Source organism: Dermabacter sp., assembly GCF_032550575.1.
In the GTDB taxonomy this organism is placed as follows: Bacteria; Actinomycetota; Actinomycetes; order Actinomycetales; family Dermabacteraceae; genus Dermabacter; species Dermabacter hominis.
The window spans coordinates 118,187-143,163 of the sequence record NZ_JAWFZC010000002.1 but is presented as its reverse complement, the minus strand read 5'-3'; the positions used below and the strand labels follow the sequence as shown (position 1 = coordinate 143,163).

Genomic DNA, 24,977 nt, shown 5'->3' with positions numbered 1-24,977 from the left:
GGTCACCTTCTAACCTTTGACCGCGCCTGCCGTGAGCCCCGACGACAGCTGGCGCTGAACGAGGACGAAGAAGATCACAACGGGAAGCGCGATGATGGTCGAGGCGGCCATAATCGGCCCCCAGTCGGCCGTGTTCTGCGTGAAGAACGTCCGCAGACCAACGCCTACCGTGTACTTCGACGAGTCCGTCATAAACGTGAGGGCAAAAATGAACTCGTTCCACGCGGTGATGAACGCGAACACGCTCGTGGCGACGAGACCGGGGGCGACGAGCGGCAGGAGAATCGAGAAGAACATCCTGAACCATCCGGCGCCATCGATGTAGGCGGCTTCCTCAAGTTCCTTCGGGACCGCGGCGACGAAACCCTTGAGGTTCCAAATCGCGAACGGAAGCGAGAAGGCAAGATAGACGATCACGAGCCCGAGGAGCGAGTTGAGCATGTTGAGGGTGCGCGCCTGGAGGAACAGCGGTATCACGAGAGCCTCGAGCGGCACCATCTGCACCATGAGCACGAGAACGAGCACGACGGTGCGAAGGCGGAAGCGGTAGCGGGCGACGCCAATCGCGGCGAACAGCGCGATTGCGCCCGACAGGAGTACGGTGCCGGCCGCGACGATGAGCGAGACCTTGATGTACTCGAAGAAGTTCGCGTCGATCAGGACGGTTTTAAAGTGGTCGAGCGTGAAGCTCGTGGGAAGAATGCCCGCGCCGCGCGAGTTGGCGTGCGTATCGACCGCGGTCGTGAGCATCCAGTAAAACGGGAAGAGCGCGTAGAGGAGCAGAAGGGCGATGCCGAGAGCCTTCGCGATATTTGCGGGGCGAAGCGGGTTCTTCTTATTGGCGGGTGTGGCGCCGGTGGGAGCGGTGGTGCTCACAGTTCATCCTCCTTCATGAGTGCGCGCATGTAGACCACGGAGATCGCGAGAAGGACGAGAGTGAGAAGCACCGCGATAGCAGAGCCCATACCGTATTTCCCTTGCCCAAACGATTCGGTGTAGGACCACACGCCGAGGTTCATCATGTGTCGGTTCGACCCATCACCGCCGGGCATGAGATAGATCTGCGTGAAAACCTTGAAGTCCCAAATCGTCGACAAGATGATGCACACGGCGAGGATCGGGCGGATCATCGGGATGGTGACGTTCGTGAAGCGCTTGAACGCACTCGCGCCATCGACCTTCGCGGCCTCATACAGGGACTCCGGGATCGTGAGGAGACCGGCGAGGGTCGTCACGGCGATAAAGGGAAAGCCGTGGTACACGACGTTGAGCGCGGCAATTCCGTAAAACGCGAGGCGAGAATCCCACCAGTTGGCACTGCCCGGAGTGAAAAGCCCGAGTGATTCAAGGACGCTCGCCACGAACCCGCTCGTGGGGTCGAAAAGCCACACAAACACGTAGGTGCCGGTAAGCGCGGGAACGGCCCACGCGACCATGATCGCGCCGATGCAGATGTTGCGCCACGTGAGCGAGAGCGTATTGAGAAACAGCGCAACGGCAACGCCCACGAGCATCGTCAGCACCACGCACACGGCCGCAAATCCGACGGTGTTGGGAAGCACGGTTGTCCACAGATGCGGGTCGCTGAGGATCGCCGAATAGTTGGCGAAGCCCACGTAGTTGGTGGTGCCCTTCAGCAGGTTACGCAGGCCGTAGTCCTGAAGCGAGAGGTCGAATACGCGAAACAGGGGGAAGATCAACAGGACCGCGAGCGTGAGGAGCCCGGGTGCGAGGAGCAGCCACGGCGGCAGGTGTCGGCGCGCCCACATCGACAGTCGTGACGAGCGGCTCGTGTCAGCCGGGGGCAGCGCACTCTCGTGAGTGTCGTTCATGGTGGTCATCGAGGAAGCTTTCGAACGTGGGCTGGGGGCTCGGGACCCAGCCCTCAGCGAGTGGGTCCCGAGCGATGGTCGGTGAACAAAAATACGGCTTAGGCGCCGAAGATTCCGTCCATTTCCTTAGCGGCAGCATCAGCAGCAGCCTGCGGAGCCTGGCCACCAGCGAGGACGTTGCTCAGGAGGTTCGGGAGGGTCTTCTTGCCCTCGATCTGGCCCCACATCGGAGTAACGGGTACGGACTTGCCGGCCTCGGTCATTTGCGAAGCAAAAACCTTTGTGAGGTCGGTGCCGTTCTTGATCGTCTCGTCGAGCGCTGACTTCGTGCCGGGGAAGAAGTTCGTCTCTTCGCTCCACCGGGTCGCGAATTCGCCGGTTGTCATGAGCTTGATGAGTTCGAAGGCGAGCTCCGGCTCCTCGGAGTCCAGGAACCGGCACAGGTGGGAACCGCCCACGAAGCTGCCGGCAATCGCCGAGTCCTTGGCGGGGATGGTGAAAGCCGTGAGCTTATTGAACAGCTCTTCGTCGCTTGCCTTCACGGTTGCGGGCACCCACGAACCGGTGATGAACATGGCGACCTTGCCCTCCTGGAACTGCTTGAGGGAGTCGGTCTCCTTCCAGGTCGAGGCCGCCTCGGTCGACGAGCCATGCTTGAGGGCGAGGTCGGTGTACCACGTGAGGCCCTCGACTGCGGGCGCTTCGTTGATGGTGGCCTTCCAGTCTTTGCCGGAGCCTTCGGCAATGTCGCCGCCTGCTCCCCAGATGAAGGGGAGGAGAGCGAAAGGGGATCCGCCGTTGACCGGGAACGGGATGACGTCGGGATTCTTCGCCTTGAGGGTTTCGATCATGGCGAGGAGGTCATCCCACGACTGGGGCTGGGAGTTGACCCCCGCAGCTTCGAGGATCTCCTTGTTCGCGAGGATCGAGCGGATGCCCGCGTACCACGGCATGCCGTACAGCTTGCCGTCAAGCGTGCCCGCTTCCTTGAGTGCATCGATGAGGTCCGAGTCAATTCCGGCCTTCTTGACGTCTTCCGTGAGGTCGTCGAGGCCCCCTGCATCCGCGAACTCGGGAGTCCAGGTTGTGCCGATCTCGGCAACGTCGGGGCCGGTGCCACCCGCCATGGCGGTCACGAACTTGTCGTGCGCGCCATCCCACGGCTGGACCTCGACCTTGAGGGTCGCGCCCGTGTGCTTGGTGAACTCCTCCTGGAGGGCCTTGACGTATTCGTCAGTCTTGGCGTTCGTTCCCTCCATGATCCACAGGGTGATGGTCTTGCCGTCATTGGCGGCCTTATCGGTGGGGTTGGAGGAGGAACCGCCCGAATTGCCGCACGCGGCGAGGCCCACGGTGGCCGCGCCGAGTGCTCCGGTGGCGATGAGGTTCCTGCGGGTGATCATAGTGTCTCCTTTGAGCTATGGGGGACGGGCACCGTCGTGAAAAAATATTTCATCCGTATGCCTCAAGATGAAACTTACCACAACTTGTGGGGTGGATGACATACTGGGCGAGACCGAAAGGACTGCTGACATGCCGATTTCCGTGATTCTGGGGGCCGACGTCGGAGCGACCCATACGCGCCTCGCAATCGAGGGAGCCGATGGGCGAAGTGGCGAGAGTTTCACGCCGGTCCGCGTCGAGGGCGCGGGGTTTAACGTGAGATCCTCCGGGCCCGACGCGCTCGAGCACTTCGAGCAGACACTTGCGCGCGCCTTCGCCCCACTCGACACCGGCAGCACCCTGGAAAAGGCCGTCTTCGGCATATCTGGAGCGGGGCCCGCCCGCCACGAGCGCATCGAGGCGCTCGTGCGTGAGGCCGTTGTCTCGCAATCGGCCTCTCACCACATCCAGGTCGATCCCGCCAACGTTCGTGTCGTCGATGACCTCTGCACGGCATTCGCGAGTGCCTTCCCGGCATCCGCGTCACGACCCACCGGCGTTCTCGTTCTCGCAGGTACCGGCGCGGCAAGCGTGAGCTATGTGCGGGGCGTGGAGTCGGTGCGCCGCGATGGCATGGGATGGCTGCTAGGAGACGTCGGCTCAGCCGTGTGGCTCGGAAAGCGCGCTCTCGAGGCAGTGGCGGCGGACCTCGACGCGCGCGGGAGCTCGACAGCCCTCACCGACCGTGTATGCGCGGCGCTGGGCTTCAACCCACGTGACACCGCGGCCCAGCTCGACCCGCGCCAAGCGCTCATCCGTGAAGCCTACGACCTGACCCCGGCCGAGTACGGGCGTTTCGCCCCGATCGTGACCGAGCTCGGTCACTTCGGCGAGGGCGAAAGCGACGAGGTCGCGCGCGAGATCGTCGCGCAAGCCGTGGACAGCCTCCTCGAGGGGGCCCTTGTGCTCGCGGATCCTCTTCGCGGCAATTCACCCGTGAGTGTCGTTCTCGCCGGTAGTGTCCTCACCGCTCGCGGCCCGATTGGGGATCTCATGCGCTATGCGCTCGAACGCGAGGGGTTCGACGTGCGTGAGGCTGCCTCGCCGCTCGAAGGCGCGCTTGCGCTAGCGCGCGCGGAAACTCGCCTTCAGAAGTCGTAGGTGCGGGAAAAGAACCGAGCGCTCTCGCGCGCGCTGGGCACTCCCGCATCCGGGTCAGCGCCGGCCTCAACGAGCACCTCGACCACGTAGTCGAAGCCTTTGAATACGGCGCCCGCGAGCGGACTTTGCCCACGGTCGTTGAGAAGGTCGACGTCCGCGCCGTGCTCTGCAAGCAGCTTCACGAGTGCCGCGTGGCCGTGGTAGGCGGCAAGCATGAGCATGGTGTTGCCGTCTGCATCTTGCATGTTGAGGGGAATTCCCGCCTCGATAGCGGGGCGGAGAATCTCGAGGTTCCCCTCGCGTGCAGCGTCCATGAGGGCGCGCGCGAGTGCGGCGGCCTCATCGGCGTCGGCGTCGGTGCCGGGCTGGGGCGCGGTGTTTTCACTCATGCCACAAGCGTAGCGATGATGGGCGCGGCCAGCAGGACGATCCCGAGTCCCACGCCCCACGCATCGTGCCACGTGAACTGCGCACTATGGACCCACGTGCGCCGTTGCGCCGTCGCGAAACCGCGCGCGTCCATCGCGAGCGCTTGGATCTCCGCGCCGCGCAGCGTCGAGACGAGAAGCGCAAACGTTGCACCGGCGTAGAGTGCGAAGGAGTTGCGCTGCTGGATGCCGCGGATGCGGCGCGTAAAGACGATGTCGCCCCACTGCGAAAACACGTGTCCGAGCCGCGCGAGGCCCGCACTCATTGCTGCCGCGAAACGCGCGGGAACATGACACTTTTGGGCGAGAGCCTGACCGAAGCGGGTCGGGTCCAGACCTTCAAGAAGGATCGCGCCGGGGCCGACCATGGCGAAGATTCTCAGGCCCTCGACGCCGGCGCTCTGCCATGTCGACAGTTCGCCGAGTGGCCTGCCGGAAAGAATTCCGGCCGACCACGCGATGGTGAGCGCCGCGAGCACGATTGGTGCAAGGCGCGTCATGAGCCGGGCTGGAGTGCGCCAGGCGAGAGGGATGAGCGTGAGCGTGAGAATGGTGCCCGTGAGCGTCGGCGCGAGCGTGTGCATTCCGAACGATCCCGCGAAGGCTAAAGCGGCGATCGCGAGGATCGTGAGTGGATTGAGCTTATCGGCAGCGACGGCGCGCGGCGGGTGGGGAACGCGCGGGATCGGGGGAGCGGGGGACGGGTCCGACGGTTGCTTGCACGCGATACTCTCTCGGAGATCGTCACGCCCCGGCGCTGCCTCGAGGGCAATGACTCGGTCGCACGCGCGCACGAGCCGCTCGTCATGCGTGGCCGCAAGGACCGCGCGGCCGCTGACGAGTGCGCGAGCAATGAGCTCAGCCACCGCACCAAACGCCGCGTCGTCGAGGCCCACAGTCGGCTCGTCGAGCACGAGAATGTCGCGGCCCGAGGCGAGTGCCGTCGCGAAGGCGAGGCGACGCTGCTCACCCCCTGAAAGCGTGAAGGGGCCGGCGGATTCGAGGTGAGCGAGGCCTGTCGCCTCGAGCCACGCCCGTGCGGCCTCATCGTCGTTCGGATCCTCGGCGCCAGCTTTCACCTCGTCGAGGACGGTGCGGGCGACGAAGCTCTGCTCGGGGTTTTGCGGGAGCCATGCGGCTCGAAACGGCGCTTTCTTCGCTGCGCGCTTACCCCTACCCGTACGCTCGCGGGTCTCCTCGAGAAGGTAGCGGATCAAGGTGGACTTGCCGATGCCACTTGGACCCGTGAGCGCGGCGAGCTCTCCGTTGTAAAGCTCGACGTGAACGGGGCCGGCAAACAGAGTGCGGCCTTCGAGCGTCGCGGGAACCTCGAGGTCAATGAGAGCGACCCTCTCGCTGCCTCCTCGCAGCGATTTTTGTTCGCTGCCGAGCGCACTTTCGCCACGAGAGCCGTCCGCGCGCCATGCCCCCGCGGGAGCGTCCTCAAGTATCTGACCGCCCGCACCTATGCGGATGACGCGGTCGACGTGGGCGCGCCAGAGCTCCACTTGGTGATCCGCAACGACGAGGGTGAGGCCCTCGGTTGCTTCGCAAATGGCGTCGCGTACCGCGAGTGCCGTCTTGGCGTCGAGCATTGCAAGCGGCTCGTCGAGAGCGATTGCCCCGGCACCCGTGGCGATCAGGCCCGCGAGGGAGAGGCGCTGCTGCTGCCCACCAGAAAGGTGGTAGGGGTTGGCATCGAGCGGAGAGGAAAACGCGGCCGCGGCGTGTGCATCGCGCACCATTGCGGGCATGCGTGCAGGATCAACGCTCGCATTTTCCGGGCCGAAAGCGGTATCGATTCCTGTCGTCGCGCCCACGAACGAGTGGACGGGATTTTGCACCATGAGGGCGACGCCCGGCACGGGAGATGCTTCGGGAAGTGGTGCCGAGGGGTCGACCCCTTCCGGTGGGTCCTCGGGGATGAGGCCGCTCAGGGCCTTGAGAATCGTCGATTTTCCCGAGCCGCTCGCACCCGTGAGAAGAACGCGTTCACCCGCAGCAATCTGGAGGGAAAGGCCAGAGAGAACCGGGGCCCTACGCCCCGGTGGTGTATAGGTGAAGTCATCGATCCCCACACCCACGGCACGGCGGGTGGAGGCAAGCGTCGGGCTCTCACTCACCGCTGTGCGGCCTCCTCACGCCCGGGTGCGAAATTCCCGAGAGCCCCGGTCTTCGCAAGCGCGCGCACGATTGCCGGCGCCGGCAACGCAAGCAGAATGACGCCAGAAATGATGAACAGTGCGAGGTGGGCGAATCGGAACGGCATGGCCCAACTCGGGAAGAACACGAACTGCTCCCAAATCCACTGCAAAACCATCGAGATCCAGGCGCCTGCGAGAACCCACTTAAACGACGGCTTCGCGTATTTCGTGGCGGCACCCATGACCTCGAAGCCGATCGCAACGATCGCGCCCGAGATCAGCACCGTCCACCCGAAGTGCGAGCCGAGAAGTGCCTCGATGATCGCGCCAATCCACATCGTGCCAAGTGCCGAGCCGGGTTTACGGACGATGAGCATCGAGAGCGCCGCCGGCAGAGCCCACGGACCCGCGGCGATGCCTTCACTGGGCGGGAAGAGCGAGAAGACGGGCTTGAGCGCGCCGAGCCCGGCGGCGTAGGCGAAGAACGCGACGCCCGCGATCAGGCCCATTGATACAACAACGAGAAGATCAATGGTGCGGTAGCGAAAAGCAGAATGGTTATCAGGAGCAGCTGTCGTCATCATGCGTCGATTCTAGAACCGCCACGCGGGGCTTGAGAGACGGCAAAGTCCCTGCCCACCGGAAACTGATTGAGTGCACCGGCCTTCGCGAGTGCCGTGACGATAGCGCGCCCGAGAGCCGCGAGAAGCGTGAGGGCGCTGATCCAGAAGAATACGAGAAGCATGACTTTGTAGCCCGCAGACCACGAGGGGTAGTACGCGGTGATCTCGTAAAGCCATTCGAAGAGGGTCGACAGAAGCGAGCCGCCAATCACGACCGCTGCGCTCGTACTCGCCCACCCCGAGAGCGCGAACGCGATCTCGAAACCCGCGCCCTGGATGAGGCCGGAGATAAGCGCGCCGACACCGAAATGGCTGCCAAGGAGAGCCTCGAGGCACGCCGCGATAATTTCCGCGCCGAAGGCAGCGCCTGGGCGGCGAACGATCAACATCGCGACGAGAGCAGGAAGGCACCAGAAGCCAGTGAGGAGGCCCTCGAGCGGGGGGAAAACCGCGGTGAGAGGGGCCACAAGGTTGTACAGGTGCGCGTAGCCGGCAAAGGCGACGCCGAAGGCTACGCCGACCATGACGATCACGACGAGATCAATCGTGCGGTACTTAATGCGCTCGGAAAAGCCCGCTCGCGCTGTGCGTTGATCAGTCATCACCACTCCTTCCACTCGGAAGGGGCATGCTCGTGAAGCGGCGTGGCCGCGGCATGCGAGAAATCCCGACTCCCTACGCCGGTGCTAACCGGATCAGGTTCGAGGGTCAGCGCCCTTTGCGCACTCTCAGCACCGGTCGGTGCTCCCCTGTCTGTTGGATGACGCCCACAAGTGTACAGGCAGGTGAGGGCAGTGCCGCGAGCGCTCAGCGCGCAAATGTGATGGCCTTCGCGATCGCCTCGGCGACCTCGCACGGGTGCTCGGGGCTGAGCAGGTATGCCCCTCCGTCTCGGCCGATGATCTCCACGAGCTCACCGCCGCGGGTGACCGCAAACCGCGTGTCGGCCTGCGGCCCCACAAGCGTGCGAGGTTTGAGCGGCGCCACCGGGCGCACCTCATCCATGCGGGAAACCGCGACTTCGGCGCGCCCGAGCCCGATGTTGCCCACGAGTGAGCCGACCCGTTCCGGTGCAACGACGCGGATCTGCACCGTGCGGAAAATCTCGAGCGGCCACGTGGGCCGCGCGAGGAAACCACCGAGCTTCGGTGTGAGGCCGCGCTCGTCTACGACAAACCCGATCGTCGTGCGCATCCACGCCCATAGTGCATACCCCGCGAAACCGATCGCGAGGAGGATAGCGGTGCCGAGTCCGGGGTCGCCAAAGGTCAGCAACACGAACAGGCAGATTGCCGCGCCGATCACGAGGGTGAGGATGACGCGGGTCCACGCGACCCGCCCCGGCCTCACCCTGCCCTTATACGGAGTGAGGTACTCGTGCTTGTGTGCCATCGTCTACCAGATGCTCACGCGGCGCTCGGGAGCGAGGAACAAGCCGTCGCCCTCCTTCACGCCGAAGGCGTCGTGGAACGCGTCAACATGGCGCACGACCCCGTTCGCGCGGAACTCCATGGGCGAGTGCGGGTCGATTGCGAGGCGACGAATGGCGTCGGCCTCGCGGTTCTTGCCGCGCCATACCGCACCCCACGAAAGGAAGAGGCGCTGGATGCCCGTGTAACCGTCGGACCCCACCTCGTGTGCCGCTTCGCCAACCTCATTGAGGTAGGCCTTGAGCGCGATCGTGAGACCGCCGAGGTCGCCGATGTTCTCGCCGATCGTGAAGGCGCCGTTCACGTGATGCTCATCTGAGAGGTCGCGCGGGCTCATCGCGTCGTAGTCGGCGATGAGCGAGCGCGTGCGCTTCTCAAACTCTTCGCGGTCCGCCTCGGTCCACCAGCTCTTGAGTGCGCCGTCACCGTCGTACTTGGAGCCCTGATCGTCGAAGCCGTGGCCGATTTCGTGGCCGATCACCGCGCCGATCCCACCGAAGTTCACGGCATCATCCGCATCGATCCCAAAATACGGCGGCTGAAGGATCGCCGCGGGGAACACGATTTCGTTCGCGCCAGGGTTGTAGTAGGCATTGACCGTCTGCGGGGTCATGTGCCACTCGCCGCGATCCACGCTCCGCCCAAGCTTTGCGATCTCGTAGTCATGGGTAAACGTCGCGATGTTTCCGACGGTGGTAAGGAGTGAATCGGGATCAATGGTGAGGCTCGAGTAATCCCGCCAGGTCTCGGGGTGGCCAATCTTCGGCGTGAACTTCTCGAGTTTCGCGAGGGCCTTTTCGCGGGTCGCCGGGGTCATCCACTCAAGCGAGGAGATCGACTCGCGGTAGGCGGTGATGAGGGCCTCCACGAGGTGCTCCATGCGCTCCTTGGCCTCGGGCGGGAAATAGCGCGCCACGTATGTCTCGCCGACGGCCTCGCCGAGGGCAGCCTCGACGAGGCTCACGCCGCGCTTCCAGCGGTCGCGGATCTCGGCGGTGCCCGAAAGTGTGGCGCCGTGGAAGGCAAAGTGGGCATCGACGAACTCGTCACTCAGGTAGGGCGCAGCGGCGTCGATCGCGTGGAGGGCGAGCCACGCGCGGAGGTTCTCGAGGCTTTCGCTCGACCACAGCTTCGAAATGGCCGCCGTGTACTCAGGCTCGTTGATGTTGATGGTTTCGACCCACTCGGCCTTCGCGCCGGCGCCCTCGAAGTAGGCGCTCCAGTCGAAGCTCGGGAAAGCATCGGCGCGCTCGGCGACGCTCATCGGGTTGTTCGATTTCTCGCTGTCGCGCCTGCGCACAACATCGACGTGCGCTTTCGCGATGCGGGTCTCGAGATCCATGACCGCCTCGGCGAGGGCACGCGCATCGCCTTCGGGCAGCCCGGCACGCCCCGGGAGCTTCGCAAGGTCGGCAAGAGTCGCGAGGTAATCAACGTAGGCCTCGCGGATCGCCCGGTACTGCTCGTCGCGGTAGAACGATTCGTCGGGAAGGCCGAGGCCCGCTTGGGTGATCTGTGCCTGGTAGCGCTCCGGGTCGTTGGCGTCTGTCCACACGTACAGAGCGATGATGCCGGTGGGGGCCGTTGCTTCGCCAGTGAAGCTCGTGAGCGCTGAACGGTCGGCGAGGCTGAGGATCCGCTCGAGCTGCGGCTCGAGGTCGCGCGTGCCCACCTCGTTCAAGCGAGCCTCGTCCATGAAAAGTTCATAGAGCGCGCCGATCTTTCCCTCATTCGAGTCGGCCGGGGCGTTCGAGGCCGCGGCCTTTTCGATGATGCCGCGTACGCGCTCCTCAGACAGATCGTGCAGGCGCATGAATTCCGAGTAGCTCGGCTTATCGGCTGGGATCTCAGCCGAGGCGAGCCACGCGCCATTGATGAAGCCGAAGAGGTCGTCCTGCGGACGAACGGACTCATCAATCTGGGTGAGATCGAGGCCGGTCTGGGATGCGGGCGAGGTCATGTGTCTCCTCCGGGATAGGGAAAATCGGAATGTCCGACGGTTGCCTCCACCCTAGCGATCCGCGGTTTGGGAAGGGTGGATGTGTCACGTTACGGTCCCGAAAATCTGAGCGAGCGTGCCTGGATTCCTAGAATGAGGCCGTGCCAGCTTCATCTTCTTCCCGCGTCTCTTCACTATCTCTCGTGCCCGGACTCGTGCCGTGCGGGCTCGTTTCAGTCCTTGCACTCGTTGTGAATCGTGCCCTGCCGGCAGTGAGCCCGCTTCTCATCGCGATCGTGCTCGGTGCGCTCCTCACGAACATCTGGACAATTCCGGAGTCGTGGAGCGCGGGTATCACGTTCGCGTCGAAGAAGCTCTTGCGTGTCGGGATCGTGCTGCTCGGCTTGCAGCTCGCGGTAGGGGACATCCTTTCGCTCGGCTGGCGTGTGATCGTGGGCGTCATCCTCGTCGTCACCCTCTCGATCCTCGGCACTCTCGCCATGGCGCGCGCCCTGGGCATCAGCCGCCCACTGTCGATCCTGATTGCGTGCGGCTTCTCGATCTGCGGTGCGGCCGCCGTTGCCGGCGTTGAAGATATCGCTGACGCTGACGAAGAGGAAATCGCCACCGCGATCGCGCTCGTCGTGCTATTCGGCACCCTTATGATCCCGCTCGCGCCGCTTGCCGCGCACGCGATGGGCATGGGAGAGAGCGCGGGCGGCACGTGGATCGGGGCGAGCACTCACGAGGTCGCCCAGGTCGTCGCCGCCGCAGGAGCCTACGGGGCCTCGGCCCTCTCGGTCGCGGTGATCGTCAAGCTCACGCGCGTGGTGCTCCTCGCCCCCGTCGCGGTCGCGCTCTCCCTCGCAGCACGCTCGCGCGGCACGCTGCGCGAGGGCACAAAACGTCCACCGGTCGTGCCACTTTTCGTCGTGGGCTTCCTCGTGATGGTTGGTCTCGGCTCGCTCCACATCATGCCCCCGCAGGCGCTCGCGGGAGTCAAGCTCTTGCAGACCGGGCTCCTCGCGGCGGCGATGTTCGCGCTTGGGCTCGGGGTGAAAATCAAGAGGTTGATCAGCGTCGGCGGGAAGCCCGTTCTCCTCGGTGCCATGAGCACCGTCTGGATTGCCCTGCTGGCGCTCGCCATGGTTGCGTTCTCGGGAGCGATGGGCGCGTAGCAAGCGTCGGAACCGCCCCTCCGCACCCGGTTTTCTCCACCCGAGTCGGCGAGGATGAGACAGAGCAATTTAGGAGAGCGCGGCTATTCCTGGCGCGAGCACGAAAATGACCGCGAGCGCGGCCGTCACGATGCCGATAGCGAACGGGGCGAACGCCCACGGAGAGGTCTTGCGGCGCTGCGGGCTCAGGCTCTGCACGATAAGCGTTGAAAGGCCCGAGGCGATCGAGAGAACGATCGTCGCGACCGTCATGATGGGGGCCGCTGTCACGAGCGTGCAGGCGCCAAGCTGGAACAGGAATAACCCTGCGATGTCGAGGAAGCGTACGCACATCGCGCGCCGCACCGAAATGCCGCCGTCGAGAACGCTGAGGACAGTCTCCTTCGACCAGTCTGAGGGTTGCGTGATCCGCCGGCGAGAGGCGGCAAGTTGTACGGTCGCGAGGGCCGCCCACACGAGCATCGCTCCCACCCCGATCCACAGGCCGAGCGCACCAGTCCACTGCCAACTCAGGGTCACGAGGGCAATCAGGCAGACGAGCAGTCTCACGAGTTCCTCAATCGCCACACGGCCCACGAGGAACCATGGCGAGCGGGTCATCGCCGCGCCCTTCTTAGTTCCCACCACGCCCGCCACAAGCATGAGAGCGAGGTGAACGAGGCCAAGGCCGATGCCGAGGAACACCACGCCCGCTGAGGTCGGTGTCGCCGCGAGACTCGCTGCAGCGAGCACGAGAGCGAGAAGCGGGGTGAGCAGCGAAAGTATGGCGAAACCACGCCCGAGCGCGTGAACGATGTCGTTGCCCGTGGGGCCGTGGTCGTGGTCGCTGCCGCACGAGCAACGATCAGTGCCGGGATCCACGTCGTGGGCGGGCTCAGGCGCTGTACTCACACAATCTCCTTGGTCAGCCGGGTACCGGATGCGCCTTCCAAGCGTAGTGAGCCGATGCGCATTTGCCCATTGGGTACAGGAAAATGCGAGAAACGCGGCTTAAACTGGCGTGACCGGTGTGCGCAGGGCGGCGCCAACACCGCCCGTGCGCACGCCGCACGAGTTTTCACGGCAACGAAAGGGGATTGAAATTGTCGAACATCGCCCCTTCAACCGAGGCTACGGCGGCCCGGGAACCTGAACGGCCGCACGATCCGCACAGCCTCAGCAAGCAGCAGCGCGAACGCGCACTCGGCGCGGTACTCGGCGCTGCCACGGGCGACGCGCTCGGAGCGCCCTACGAATTCGAGCCTCCCATTGCGGATTCCGACGACGTGGCCATGACCGGTGGCGGGCAGCTCGGCTGGAAGCCGGGGGAGTGGACCGACGACACGGCGATGGCGATCGTCATCATGCGAGCGGCCGCCCACGAGATCCACGGTGATTCGCTCACGAGCGAAAGTTCCCTCGACGCGATCGCCGCCGGCTGGTACCAGTGGTCGCGAGAAACCCCCGACATCGGGATCCTCACCTCGAACGTGCTGCTCGGCGCCCTCGAGACCGCGCAATCACACGGCAACAGCGTGCCCTCTGGCCGTGACATGCACGAGGCGGCCCGTGCGATACACAAAGCGCAGCATCACACCGCTGGCAACGGCGGGCTCATGCGCGCCTATTCAGTTGTTCTGCCGTACCTCCTCGCGAGCGAGGACGAATTCGAGCGCGCCGTTGTTTTCGTCAACACGCTTACGCACGTCGACCTCGAGACGATCGAGGCGGCAGTCCTGTGGAGCTTCGCTATTCGTCACGCAATTCTCACCGGCGAGCTCACGATCGATGCTGGCCTTGGCCGCCTCACGCCTGAACGCCGTGACTATTGGAGGGGCCTCATCGCCGAGGCGCACAGTGCCCCGCCCGCATATTTCGCTCGAAACGGGTGGGTCATTCACGCCTTCCAAGGAGCGGTTTCGGCCCTATGCCACGCGGGGGATGTTCCCGAGGACAAGTTCGAGCGCCGCGCCTACTTCACGCGCGTCGTCGAAGCGGCGGTGCGCAGTGGAAACGACACCGACACGGTCGCGGCAATCGCGGGTGCGCTCGCGGGCGCCGTCGTGGGGTACAAGGCCATCGATCCCGTGTGGCGGCGTGCGCTCAACGGCTGGCCCGGGTTTACCGAGAAGGACTTGGCGCAGCTCGCTCTGGCGGTGCTTGAGCGATTTGGCGCCTCGTGAGTTGCTCCCTCCCTCGAGGGGGTAGATAGGTGCTGAGCGCCCCCGTTGTGGTTTTGCCCCTGCGCGTTTCCGCATTGATGTAAAAGACGGGCGGGAAGCAGTGTGCACGCACTGCTTCCCGCCCGTCCCGCGCATGAGCGCGGCCGCCCTATGGTGTGACGCTGATGCCTACTCGTCTCGCTGCGCGAGCGCCTGGGCCGGTGCCGTCGCGCTCGCCCGCATTCCGGGCAGGATTGAAGCGAGAACGCCTGCGACGAGCCCGGCGAGCAGAATCATGAGGAGATACAGCCACGGAATTGCCGGGTAGAAGTCGAACTCACCCGCAAGAAGTGAGCGCACGCCGAACATTCCGAAAGCGGTTCCTAGAAGCACGCCAACGAGTGAGCCCAGGAAGGCAATGAAAATACCTTCCCATACGAGCATCGCGCGGATCGCGCCCTTCGAGGTGCCCAGCGCACGCATCAGGGCGTACTCGCTTGAACGCTCGATCACGCTCAGGCTGAGGGTGTTCGCGACGCCGACGATCGCGACCACGACGGCAACCGCAAGGAGCGCGACGGTGATCGTGAGGAGCGTCTGGATCACCGTTGCCATCATCTCTCGCTGAGCCCCATCGAAGGACTGTGCCGTGACGGTCTCGGGAGGCAGCTGATTAGCAAGCTCACTCAGTGCACCGGTGAGTTGGATCGACGTGGTGTGAGCCCTCTGCGGAGAATCGGGAACCGCGAACTTGACAAAGACCGCTTTGCCTACATCGATCCCAAGCCCATCGAGGGTTTCGGGGGCCACCAGGGAAATTGACAGTTTCCCCTTGACACGGACGGTGACTTCGCGTGCACTTCCATCATTCGCGTTGACAGTGACCGTCTCGCCGTCGTGAACATGGAACCGTTCCGCGCGAGCCTTGCCCATGTGCAGCTCTCCGGGCGGTGGAACCTCGATCGAGTCCGACGTCGCAACCTCCTGCAGGTCCTCCGCCGAGGGGGCGTATACGGTCATCGCGCCCGCGTCGAATGGCAGTTCTGCCGTGGGGACCTGGCGAGCGGTGTCCACACCCTCGGTCTTTTGAACCTTCTCGAGGAAACCAGCGGGAAGGTCGGTGGCGGCAATGATGGTGTCGACAGGGACGCGGTCAGTGATGTCATGCTCGAATGTGTTTTGAGCGGTCACCGCACCGGAGGCCATTGTCGCCATGAGAGTGGTGCCAATGATGAGCGCCGACATCGTGATGCCCGTGCGTTTCGGATGTCGCGCAAGGTTCAAAAATGCGAAGCGTGCGCTCGTGAAACCGAGGGCGGAGGCGAGTGCGTTGCCGAGTTTCGCCACCGGCGGGATGAGCGCCGGCAGCAGCCCGATCACACCGACAAGAATCGTGAGGCATCCGAAGAACGCGCACAGCATGGAAATCAGGATCATGAACTCGCTGTCTTTGAGGACAATTTCGACGACGAACGAGCCGAGTGAGACAACAACACCGAGCGCAACAACCGCCGAAGCGAAGATCGTGCGAATCAGCGACGCGTGCTTACCGGAGGCGATCTCTGCGGGGCGCAGTGCCTCGAGAGGCTTCACGCGAGACGCGCTGATAGCCGGGAACACCGATGCACAGACCGCGAGGATGAGAGAGGCGAGGATCGGGATGAGAATCGCGAAGATATTCAATCCCGGGACGACAGGCAAAGCCTCGGAATAGGTGAAGCGGCCCACGAGAAGGAGCGCCCACCAGGCGAGGTACGCGAGAACAATGCCGAGAATCGAGCCGATAATCCCGACGAGTAGTGCGTCGCGAACGATCGCCCACATCGCCTGGCGGCGTTTCGCGCCGAGCGCACGCGCGAGAGCGAACGATCGCCTGCGCTGCGCCATCGTCACGGCGAACGAGTTCGTCACGACGAGCGCGCTCGTCGCAATAGCGATCAGGACGAATCCTGCGAGAAGTGCCGAGAGCATGGTCACGACTGTCAACGCCATGAGATTCGCGTCCTGCAGGAATTCCGTGACAGTCGCGGCGTCGTACCCGGCAGCCTTGAGGTTACTCACCAGCTCTTCTTCGCTCACGCCGGGCTTGGCGACGACGGCGATCGTGTAGTAGTCGGAGGCTTTTTCGGAGGCATCTCCTTCAAGAGCTGTGAGGGTGTCGATGCCCGCGGTGCCGAATGTGAGGGTTCCCCCGGGATTGAGGACCTGCGCGAGCTGCGGCCTGCTAATGCCAGCGACGGTGAAGGTAAGCGTCTGGCCGGAGTCGAGCGACTGGACCCCAATCTGGCTTCCAACCTTCAGATTGCGTTTTTTGGCGAACGACGTGTCGACGGCAACCTCGTGGTCTCCACTGGGGGCTTTGCCTTCGACGTAGTGGGCATCAACGCCGGGGCGAACCGTGTCTACCTTGACAAACGTCCCCTTGGAATCGAGTGGGTTCTCTTTGCCTGTCTCCCCCTCGTCGAGTGCGATCGCGAACGTGTTGTCAGTCTTATAAAAGGCGCCGTCGGCACCGTCCACCTTCCCGATGGACTCGGGCGAGGCGGAAGCGGCATCGCCCTCTGTTGTAAAAGCTGGCTGTACGAGGGCGCTAGCCCCCTGAACGGGTCCCGTGACCTGGGCTTTGACAGCTTCGCCCACGAATCCGACGGCGAGGACAGCAATGGCGATGAAGGCGCTCGTAAGCGCAATCGTGATGGCGGCGGCGAGGTGCCTGCGCCGCGGCTGAAGTTTCAGGGTACTCACTGTGCCTGCACCGCTTTCTGGCCGATGTACTCATCGGCGACGATTCGGCCGTCATGCATGCGAAGGATGCGATCTGCCCTGTGTGCAGCGTCGTCTTCGTGCGTCACCATGACGACGGTGTGACCGAGAACGTCGACGCTCTCACGCAAGAAGCTCAGTACGGCCTCGGTCGAGGCCGAGTCGAGGTTGCCGGTGGGCTCATCGGCAAAAATGACAGCGGGGCGCGTGACGAGTGCGCGAGTCAGGGCGACGCGCTGGATCTGGCCACCCGAGAGCTGACTGGGGCGGTGCCCGAGGCGCTCGGCGAGACCAAAGCGCTGCACAAGCATCCCGAACCATTGCTCATCCACCTTGCGGCCGGCGAGTTCAAGCGGGAGAAGAATGTTCTCCTTTGCCGTGAGCATGGGCAACAGGTTGAACGATTGGAAGACGAATCCGATTCGGTCGCGGCGGAGGGTTGTGAGTTGCGAGTCCGAGAGCTGAGTGATGTCGACGCCCTCAACCACGATCGTCCCAGAGTCGATTGAATCGAGACCGGCGAGGGAGTGGAGAAGAGTCGATTTTCCGGAGCCCGAGGCTCCCATGATCGCGGTGAACTCTCCGGCACGGATGTCGAGCCCGACTGCGTTGAGAGCGGTCACCTGGTTGCTGCCGCTTCCGTAGGTCTTGGTGACCCCGCGCGCGCTGACGGCGACGGGAGAGGGGGGAACGGTTGTGGACATGGGTACTCCTCTGGATGTCCGGGATGATGTGATCGGTCAGACATCTCTTATTCTTCGCGAGCATATGCGCTGAGGCAACAGTCTCGAGGCGCGGATGTTCTGCGGGGATCTCATACGTGAGATTGAGGGGGATTGCGACTTTCGGAGCGTCATAGTGCGTCACAGATTTTTTGGTTTTCGCCAGCGAGACCCCTAGTATTGACATGCTTATGGGGTACATAAGCTATTGTTAGCGCTTGTGTGTCCAACAACCTGCGTTTTGAAAGGACTGTGGAGAGACATGCATATTGATACCCGGGCCATTCTCGCGCCGCGCAAGAGCGAGTTTGGGGCGGTTGTGCCGCCCGTCCACCTCTCCTCGACCTTCGAACTCGATATCGACTCGGTGAGCGGGGACTACGCCTATCAGCGCGGCTCGAATCCTTCGCGAGCCGACCTCGAGTCGGTCATTGCGAGCATTGAGGAAGCGAAGCACGGATTCGCTTTTGCGACCGGGATGGCCGCAGTGAGTTCGGTTTTCAGCCTCTTGAGCCCGGGTGACGAAGTGCTCTTTTCATCCAACGTGTATGGCGGCACCTTCCGCTACGTCGAAAAGATCTTCCCTCGCGCTGGCTTGACGGGCACGTTCTTCGACGACCTCGGTTCTATTACGAGCGAAGACCTGAGCAAGAACACGCGCATGATCTTCGTCGAATCACCCGGCAACCCCACGCTGCGCGTCGTCGATATCGAGCGCCTCGCGAAGCTCGCGCACGCGCACGGCGCTCTCCTCGTCATCGACAACACATTCATGACCGCGGTCCTCCAGCGGCCCCTCGACTTCGGCGCGGACCTCGTCGTTCAGTCCGCGACCAAGTTCCTCGGCGGCCACAGCGACCTCCTTGCGGGTGCTGTCACGACGAATGATGACGAGCTCGCCGAGAATATTCGCCTCAGCCAGAAGGTCTTCGGTGGTGTGCTCGAACCATTGACCTCTTTCCGGCTTCTCCAGGCCATCAAGACTCTTCCGCTGCGCATCGCCCGTCAGCAAGAAAACGCTGAGAAGCTCGTTGCCTTCTTGAGCGATCACCCCGCAGTCCAAACGGTGCTCTCAGCCGGGTCCTTCAGCGAGGCTGAACGGGAGGTTCACGAGCGTCAAGCCAAAGGTATCGGCGCCGTCTTCTCATTCGAACTCGCGCAAGGCTACGACCTCAAGAAATTCCTCCATGCGCTCGAAATCCCCTCGTTCGCCGTGAGCCTCGGAGGAGTCGAATCGCTTCTGTCGATCCCGGCGACGATGAGCCACGACGGCATGACGCAAGCCGCACGCGACCGTGCTGGCATCACCAATGGCCTCGTGCGCTTCAGCGCGGGCATCGAGAATATCGACGACCTCCTGGCTGACTTTGCCAAGGCGCTCGACGCCGCGCAGAAGTAGTCACCTTCCCCATCACTCTCATAAAGGAGCTCACTATGTCTCTCTCCATTTCGCGCCGCTCAATCCTTGCGACCTCCGGCATTTCTGCTGCCGCCCTGGCCCTTGCCGCATGCGGCTCGTCCGATGATGGAAAGCAGGCCGGTGGCTCGGGCTCCTCAGAGGGCGTGCTCAAGGTTGGTGTTGAGGGCGTGTACAAGCCGTACAACTTCCACGCTGACTCGGGGAAGCTTGTGGGCTTCGAGATCGACATCGTCGAGGCGATCGCCGAGAAGATCGGCAAGAAGACCCAATACGTCGAGGCAAAATGGGACAGCCTGCTTGCTGGCCTCGATGCCGGGCAGTACGACCTCGTCATGAACAACGTCGCTGTGACCGATGAGCGCAAGAAAGCTTTTGACCTTACCGTCCCCTATGCACAGACCCAGGGTCGCCTTGGCGTCCCGGAGGGCTCGGACATCACGTCTCTCGCCGATGTCAAGGGGCGCCGCGCGGCGCAGACGACCACCTCAAACTGGGGGCAGGTCATGACCGACGCGGGGGCCGAAATTGTCGCGTCCCCGGGCTTCGCCGAGTCGGTCGAACTTGTGTCGACCGGCCGAGCTGACGTCACGGCGAACGAGGTCGTTGCGTTCAACACCTATCTTGAGGAACATCCCGATGCGCCGATCACGGTCCTGGACGAGAAGCTCGAAACCGAGGTTCTTATCGCCGGGGCGCTCAAGAAGGGCAGCCCTCTCACCGAGAAGATCAACAAGACTATTACCGAGCTCCTCGACGATGGCACGATCGCAAAGATCGGTAAGGACTGGCTCGGGCTTGACCTCACGCCCAAGAACTAAGCACCCCACGGAGATTCCCTCGTGAATGTTGATTTTTCGCGGGCCCTAGAGGTGTGGGCAGGGGCGATTGGCCCCATGCTCCTCGCGACCCTCAAGGTCACGATTCCTCTCTCGCTCATCGCTTTTGCGATCGCCCTCGTGCTGGCCATCATCACGGCCAGCGCGAGACTTTCGCGCTTCCGTCCGCTCAAGGCGATTGCGTGGCTGTACGTGTGGGTGTTTCGCGGAACGCCTCTGCTCGTGCAGCTCTTCATCGTGTTTTACGGACTGCCGAAGCTCGTCCCATCGCTCGTGCTCGACCCGTGGACTGCGGCCGTCGGAACCCTCGCCCTGAACAGTGGGGCCTACGCTTCCGAGGCGGTGCGCGCGTCAATCCTCTCGATCCCGCGCGGCCAGTACGAGGCGGCGGCGACGCTCGATCTCGATCGCCGCACGACGTTCCTCAAGGTGATTGCTCCGCAGGCGTTCCGCATTGCGCTCCCACCGCTCAGCAATGACTTCATTGACCTCGTGAAGGGCACGAGCCTCGTCTCGACGATTACGCTGCTCGACATGTTCATGGTGGCGCAGCAGCGAGCGGCCGCAACCTTCGAGCCGTTCTACCTCTACGTCCTCGTAGCGGCGATTTACCTTGTTCTTATTTCCGTGCTGAGTCTCGTGCAGGCGTGGCTAGAAAAGAAAGCGAGCGTGTACGTTGAGCGCGACTGAGACCTCTGCTGACCTCAATGCGGGTGAGGCGCGCAGCCCACTGAGGCTGCGCTCGATCACGAAGCGTTTTGGTGCGCTTACCGCACTCGATCACATCGACCTCGACATCGAGCCGGGACGCACGACCGTTCTGCTCGGCCCCTCGGGCTCGGGTAAATCCACGCTTTTGCGTTCCATCAACCTTCTCGAAAAACCGGATGAGGGCACGCTTGATTTCGGAGGCGGCCCGATAGACGTGAGCGGCAAGCTTTCGGATCAGAAGGTCCGCGAAATCAGGCGTCACTCGACCATGGTGTTCCAGCAGTTCAACCTGTTTCCGCACCTCACGGCTCTTCAGAACGTGACGCTTGCGCCGATCACGTCGCGCGGGATGTCGAAGGCCCACGCGCGTGAGAGGGGTATTCGCGCCCTCGAGCGCGTGGGGCTTGCAGACAAGATCGACGCCTATCCCGCGCGGCTATCTGGCGGTCAGCAGCAGCGGGTTGCAATTGCCCGCGCTCTTGCTTTGAGCACCGACTATCTCTTGTTCGACGAGCCGACGTCTGCGCTTGATCCGGAGCTTGCCGCCGAGGTTATCGCGGTGCTCTCGTCTCTCGCGAGCGAGCACCGCACCCTCGTCGTTGTGACGCATTCGCTCCAGTTTGCGCGAAGCGTTGCCGACCGCGTCGTGTTTCTTGAGGAAGGAAAGATCCTCTTCGACGGCGATCCCGAACACTTCTTCAACTCTGAGGATGAGCGTCTCAAGCGTTTTGTGAGCGTCGTGGGGTCGGTCTAGGAGTTCGAAACGGTAGGGGAGGGGCCGACGGTTGCCATTCTCGCGGCGTCACGTACGTGGCGCGTCGCCCTCCTCGAGCGCGAGCAAGAAACGCTTTTTCTCGATCCCGCCGCTATAGCCGCCGAGGCTGCCGTCGGATTTTATGACCCTGTGGCACGGGACCACGATCGGGAGGGGATTTGTGCCGCACGCCGTGCCCACTGCGCGCACCGCTTTGGGGTTGCCGGCGCGCTCTGCGATCCACCTGTAGCTTTGCCGCTCGCCGAAGCCGATCTGTTCGATTGCCTCATGCACCGCGCGGCGAAACCCCTGGGAAAGGGAGCGGTCGAGTGGGAAGCTGAAGGTCCGACGGTTGCCGTCGAGAAAGTCGAGGACCTGATCCTTAGCCGTGCTAAGCACCTCGTGGGGCTCGAATGCGGGTGCCTGAACTGAGGCGTGCGCGACTTTGCATAGCTGCGCTTCGGTGAGGGCTTTGGTGGCCGTGACGTCGTCGCTATCGAAGGCGATTCGCACGAGGCCACGTTCGGTCGCGGCGAGCATGAGCGTCCCGAGCGGGGAGGCGATTTCCGTGAATTCGAGCGTGAGCGGGGCTGCGCAGTGGGTGGGCATGGCCGTATCTTTCTGGTGCTCGAAGGTTGGTGGAGCTGCTGAGGTGATTGTGACACGTGCGCCTTGGAACCCTTTTATGGGCGCAAGCGCGAACAAAATGTGACGTGTGACATATGTGGGAGTCGGTGGAATAAGCTCGCCAGTAGAAGAGTTGAGCCTAGTGAACTCAAGTTGAGTGATACGTCGATTGACAACCCAACTTCGGGGAGCGTTGACTAATCGCGTTCTTGAGCACAGCCAAGTTGATAGCGGTGCGGCCACCACAGAAATTCACCGGTCGCACACGCGGAAGGAGAACACTTATGTCACAGGCAGTAGGAATCGACCTCGGCACCACCAACTCTGTTGTCGCCGTTCTCGAAGGTGGCGAACCCACCGTTATCGCGAACGCCGAAGGCGCTCGCACGACCCCCTCGGTTGTGGCCTTCTCGAAGTCCGGCGAAGTCCTCGTCGGTGAAGTCGCCAAGCGCCAGGCCGCGACCAACGTTGACCGTACGTACTCGTCTGTCAAGCGCCACATGGGCACCGACTGGACGACCGAAGTTGACGACAAGAAATACACCCCGCAGGAGATCTCGGCCCGAACCCTCGGCAAGCTCAAGCGCGATGCTGAGTCCTACCTCGGCCAGACCGTGACCGACGCGGTCATCACCGTTCCCGCCTACTTCAACGACGCGGAACGCCAGGCCACGAAGGACGCCGGCCAGATCGCGGGCCTCAACGTTCTGCGCATCATCAACGAGCCCACCGCCGCCGCTCTCGCGTACGGCCTCGAAAAGGGCAAGGACGACGAGCGCATCCTCGTGTTCGACCTCGGTGGCGGCACGTTCGACGTCTCCCTCCTCGAAATTTCGAAGGACGAGGACGGCTCGGCCATTCAGGTCGTGGCGACCGCGGGTGACAACCGCCTCGGTGGCGACGACTGGGACCAGCGCGTGGTCGACTACCTCGTGAGCCAGGTCAAGAACAAGGACGGCGTGGACCTCTCGAAGGACCGCATCGCGCTTCACCGCCTCAAGGAAGCCGCTGAACAGGCCAAGAAGGAGCTCTCGAGCTCGACCTCGACCAACATTTCGCTCCAGTACCTCTCGATGAGTGAAAACGGCCCGATCCACCTCGACGAGAAGCTCACGCGCTCCCACTTCGAGGAGCTCACGAGCGACCTGCTCGAGCGCACGAAGGCACCGTTCCACCAGGTCATCAAAGACGCCGACGTTTCGGTTTCCGACATCGACCACGTCATCCTCGTGGGTGGCTCGACCCGTATGCCGGCCGTGACCGAGGTTGTCACCTCGCTCACCGGCAAGGAGCCCAACAAGGGCGTCAACCCCGATGAGGTCGTGGCGTACGGCGCCGCGCTCCAGGCTGCAGTGATCAAGGGCGACCGCAAGGACGTGCTCCTCATGGACGTCACGCCGCTCTCGCTCGGCATTGAAACCAAGGGCGGCCTCATGACGAAGCTCATCGAGCGCAACTCGGCGATCCCGACCAAGACCTCCGAGGTCTTCTCGACCGCTGACGACAACCAGCCCTCGGTCGCGATCCAGGTCTACCAGGGTGAGCGCCAGTTCACGCGCGACAACAAGCTGCTCGGCACCTTCGAGCTCTCCGGAATTGCACCGGCCCCCGCCGGCATGCCTCAGATCGAGGTGACCTTCGACATCGACTCCAACGGCATCGTGAACGTGTCCGCGAAGGACCGCGGCACCGGCAACGAGCAGTCGATCCAGATCACGGGTGGCTCGGGTCTCTCCGACGAAGAGATCGACCGCATGGTGAAGGACGCCGAGGCACACGCTGCCGAGGACGCCGAGCGCCGCAAGAACGCTGACGCTCGCAACACCCTCGAGCAGCTCACCTACCAGGGCGACAAGCTCCTCAAGGACAACGGCGACAAGATCCAGAACGCCGACAAGACCGCAGCTGAAGACGCGATCAAGGAGGCCAAGGAAACCCTCGCCAAGGAAGATGCCTCGACGAGCGACCTCGAAGCCGCACGCGAAGCACTGAGCGAGAAGCTCCAGGCTGTCGGCACCGCGATCTACTCGGCCGCTCAGGCCGAGCAGGCAGGTAACGCCGAAGGCGCGGATTCGGCCGACGCTGCCTCGGGCGAAGACGACGACGTTGTCGACGCCGAGATCGTTGACGATGAGGACGACAAGTGAGCGAGAACGACAAACCGTTCACGTTCACCGATAAGCGCACGTCCACGAAAGGCGAGGAGCCAGACATGAACGAGCAGCCAACCGACGGCGCGCCGGAGGAAACTCCTGCGCCCGACGCGGCGGGCGCGAACAGCACTGAAACGCCCGAGAGCGCCGAGGTCGACGATCTCTCCGCCGAGGCCGGAGCCCTCTACGAGAGTGCTGCCGCCGAGACCGAAGCCCTCAAAGCGAAAGTGAACGAGCTCGAAGAGCAGCTCAAGCGTGACCAGGCCGAATACGTGAACTCGCGCAGGCGCATCGAACAGAGCGCCGTCGTGGGTCAGCAGCAGGCCGTCGCAAAGGTCCTCACATCGCTGCTTAGCGTCCTCGACGACATCGAGCTCGCTCGGCAGCACGGGGATATCGCCGAGGGCACGCCGTTTGCCTCGATCACGAGCAAGCTCGAGGAAGCACTCGGTGCGCACGGTCTCGCCCGCTACGGTGAGGTCGGCGAAGAGTTCGACCCCGAGAAGCACGAGGCACTCATGCACTCGAGCAGCGATGATGCCGAGGCGACGAGCCTTGAGGTCATCATGCAGCCGGGCTACATGATGGGGGACCGTGTCCTGCGCCCGGCGCGCGTGGGCACGGTCGGCCCCAACTAAGGCAGGGCATACGTCGGCCCCTCCCGATACGTGACAGTGGAACGGAGCGGGCCGACGCCATCAGCACACCGCGAGGCGGCGGGCACACGCACCG

At 63.5% G+C, this 24,977-nt stretch carries 22 protein-coding genes and 1 riboswitch; of the genes, 9 read left to right on the top strand and 13 right to left on the bottom strand.

What is annotated here, in order from left to right; genetic code table 11:
• Window positions 1-9: 9 nt before the first annotated feature.
• The 3 genes from E6X30_RS03845 to E6X30_RS03835 form a co-directional block, all read right to left on the bottom strand.
• Window positions 10-876 carry a carbohydrate ABC transporter permease gene (locus E6X30_RS03845; protein WP_016664251.1) on the bottom strand — a complete coding sequence of 289 codons (867 nt, stop codon included), beginning with the start codon at window positions 874-876 and terminating at the stop codon, window positions 10-12.
• Window positions 873-1,841, bottom strand: coding sequence for a carbohydrate ABC transporter permease (locus E6X30_RS03840; RefSeq protein WP_016664252.1), 969 nt, complete (start codon window positions 1,839-1,841; stop codon window positions 873-875). Before E6X30_RS03840 ends, E6X30_RS03845 begins: the two co-directional genes overlap by 4 nt.
• 89 nt (window positions 1,842-1,930) lie before the next feature.
• Complete coding sequence (locus E6X30_RS03835) at window positions 1,931-3,235, bottom strand: sugar ABC transporter substrate-binding protein (protein ID WP_016664253.1); 1,305 nt, start codon at window positions 3,233-3,235, stop codon at window positions 1,931-1,933.
• A gap of 130 nt (window positions 3,236-3,365) precedes the next feature.
• Here E6X30_RS03835 and E6X30_RS03830 point away from each other — a divergent pair, with 130 nt between their 5' ends.
• The gene (locus E6X30_RS03830) at window positions 3,366-4,376 is read left to right on the top strand and encodes an N-acetylglucosamine kinase (RefSeq protein WP_016664254.1); all 1,011 of its coding nucleotides are present in this window, start codon (window positions 3,366-3,368) and stop codon (window positions 4,374-4,376) included.
• On the opposite strand, the gene E6X30_RS03825 is transcribed toward E6X30_RS03830, so the two are convergent.
• From E6X30_RS03825 to E6X30_RS03800, 6 genes are all read right to left on the bottom strand, one after another.
• Window positions 4,364-4,765 carry an ankyrin repeat domain-containing protein gene (locus E6X30_RS03825; protein WP_016664255.1) on the bottom strand — a complete coding sequence of 134 codons (402 nt, stop codon included), beginning with the start codon at window positions 4,763-4,765 and terminating at the stop codon, window positions 4,364-4,366. The genes E6X30_RS03830 and E6X30_RS03825 overlap by 13 nt on opposite strands.
• Window positions 4,762-6,927: an ATP-binding cassette domain-containing protein gene (locus tag E6X30_RS03820; RefSeq protein WP_083286343.1), complete on the bottom strand. Its 2,166-nt coding sequence runs from the start codon at window positions 6,925-6,927 to the stop codon at window positions 4,762-4,764. The genes E6X30_RS03825 and E6X30_RS03820 overlap by 4 nt, the downstream gene beginning before the upstream one ends.
• Complete coding sequence (locus E6X30_RS03815) at window positions 6,924-7,532, bottom strand: ECF transporter S component (RefSeq protein ID WP_016664257.1); 609 nt, start codon at window positions 7,530-7,532, stop codon at window positions 6,924-6,926. The genes E6X30_RS03820 and E6X30_RS03815 overlap by 4 nt, the downstream gene beginning before the upstream one ends.
• Complete coding sequence (locus tag E6X30_RS03810) at window positions 7,529-8,173, bottom strand: ECF transporter S component (RefSeq protein ID WP_070459815.1); 645 nt, start codon at window positions 8,171-8,173, stop codon at window positions 7,529-7,531. The genes E6X30_RS03815 and E6X30_RS03810 overlap by 4 nt, the downstream gene beginning before the upstream one ends.
• A 53-nt stretch (window positions 8,174-8,226) precedes the next feature.
• A riboswitch (TPP riboswitch) is annotated at window positions 8,227-8,332 on the bottom strand.
• A gap of 46 nt (window positions 8,333-8,378) precedes the next feature.
• Window positions 8,379-8,963, bottom strand: a complete 585-nt coding sequence (locus E6X30_RS03805) for a hypothetical protein (protein WP_316335762.1) — start codon at window positions 8,961-8,963, stop codon at window positions 8,379-8,381.
• Between the two features lie 3 nt (window positions 8,964-8,966).
• Window positions 8,967-10,961: a M13-type metalloendopeptidase gene (locus E6X30_RS03800; protein ID WP_316335761.1), complete on the bottom strand. Its 1,995-nt coding sequence runs from the start codon at window positions 10,959-10,961 to the stop codon at window positions 8,967-8,969.
• A 140-nt stretch (window positions 10,962-11,101) separates the two neighbouring features.
• Here E6X30_RS03800 and E6X30_RS03795 point away from each other — a divergent pair, with 140 nt between their 5' ends.
• Window positions 11,102-12,118: a putative sulfate exporter family transporter gene (locus E6X30_RS03795; protein WP_316335760.1), complete on the top strand. Its 1,017-nt coding sequence runs from the start codon at window positions 11,102-11,104 to the stop codon at window positions 12,116-12,118.
• Between the two features lie 69 nt (window positions 12,119-12,187).
• Here E6X30_RS03795 and E6X30_RS03790 read toward each other — a convergent pair whose 3' ends face one another.
• Complete coding sequence (locus E6X30_RS03790) at window positions 12,188-13,009, bottom strand: hypothetical protein (protein WP_083286342.1); 822 nt, start codon at window positions 13,007-13,009, stop codon at window positions 12,188-12,190.
• A 191-nt stretch (window positions 13,010-13,200) separates the two neighbouring features.
• On the opposite strand from E6X30_RS03790, the gene E6X30_RS03785 reads away from it, so the two are divergent.
• Entirely contained in the window at window positions 13,201-14,280 is a 1,080-nt protein-coding gene (locus E6X30_RS03785) for an ADP-ribosylglycohydrolase family protein (RefSeq protein ID WP_070460120.1), read from the top strand.
• A gap of 168 nt (window positions 14,281-14,448) precedes the next feature.
• Here E6X30_RS03785 and E6X30_RS03780 read toward each other — a convergent pair whose 3' ends face one another.
• Both E6X30_RS03780 and E6X30_RS03775 read right to left on the bottom strand, forming a co-directional pair.
• Window positions 14,449-17,004, bottom strand: coding sequence for an FtsX-like permease family protein (locus tag E6X30_RS03780; protein ID WP_316335759.1), 2,556 nt, complete (start codon window positions 17,002-17,004; stop codon window positions 14,449-14,451).
• The gene (locus tag E6X30_RS03775; RefSeq protein ID WP_061211270.1) at window positions 17,001-17,726 is read right to left on the bottom strand and encodes an ABC transporter ATP-binding protein; all 726 of its coding nucleotides are present in this window, start codon (window positions 17,724-17,726) and stop codon (window positions 17,001-17,003) included. Before E6X30_RS03775 ends, E6X30_RS03780 begins: the two co-directional genes overlap by 4 nt.
• Before the next feature lie 280 nt (window positions 17,727-18,006).
• Here E6X30_RS03775 and E6X30_RS03770 point away from each other — a divergent pair, with 280 nt between their 5' ends.
• Genes E6X30_RS03770 through E6X30_RS03755 form a run of 4 tightly spaced genes read left to right on the top strand, consistent with a single transcriptional unit; the run spans window position 18,007 to window position 21,465 of the window.
• Window positions 18,007-19,143 (top strand): PLP-dependent aspartate aminotransferase family protein, encoded by a 1,137-nt coding sequence (locus E6X30_RS03770; RefSeq protein WP_070435306.1) that lies wholly within the window; start codon window positions 18,007-18,009, stop codon window positions 19,141-19,143.
• A 35-nt stretch (window positions 19,144-19,178) separates the two neighbouring features.
• Window positions 19,179-19,982 carry a transporter substrate-binding domain-containing protein gene (locus E6X30_RS03765; protein ID WP_070435307.1) on the top strand — a complete coding sequence of 268 codons (804 nt, stop codon included), beginning with the start codon at window positions 19,179-19,181 and terminating at the stop codon, window positions 19,980-19,982.
• 21 nt (window positions 19,983-20,003) lie between these two features.
• A complete protein-coding gene (locus E6X30_RS03760; protein ID WP_016664268.1) occupies window positions 20,004-20,690 on the top strand; it encodes an amino acid ABC transporter permease in 687 nt (228 codons plus the stop codon).
• Window positions 20,677-21,465, top strand: coding sequence for an amino acid ABC transporter ATP-binding protein (locus E6X30_RS03755; RefSeq protein WP_083288007.1), 789 nt, complete (start codon window positions 20,677-20,679; stop codon window positions 21,463-21,465). The genes E6X30_RS03760 and E6X30_RS03755 overlap by 14 nt, the downstream gene beginning before the upstream one ends.
• 48 nt (window positions 21,466-21,513) lie before the next feature.
• Here E6X30_RS03755 and E6X30_RS03750 read toward each other — a convergent pair whose 3' ends face one another.
• The gene (locus E6X30_RS03750) at window positions 21,514-22,074 is read right to left on the bottom strand and encodes a methylated-DNA--[protein]-cysteine S-methyltransferase (protein ID WP_070435308.1); all 561 of its coding nucleotides are present in this window, start codon (window positions 22,072-22,074) and stop codon (window positions 21,514-21,516) included.
• Window positions 22,075-22,376: 302 nt separating this feature from the next.
• Between E6X30_RS03750 and dnaK the strand changes: the two genes are divergently transcribed.
• Together dnaK and E6X30_RS03740 are read left to right on the top strand one after the other, a co-directional pair.
• On the top strand, window positions 22,377-24,239 hold the full coding sequence (gene dnaK / locus E6X30_RS03745; RefSeq protein WP_070435309.1) for a molecular chaperone DnaK: 1,863 nt from the start codon (window positions 22,377-22,379) through the stop codon (window positions 24,237-24,239).
• A complete protein-coding gene (locus E6X30_RS03740; protein ID WP_070435310.1) occupies window positions 24,236-24,883 on the top strand; it encodes a nucleotide exchange factor GrpE in 648 nt (215 codons plus the stop codon). The genes dnaK and E6X30_RS03740 overlap by 4 nt, the downstream gene beginning before the upstream one ends.
• Window positions 24,884-24,977: the final 94 nt, after the last annotated feature.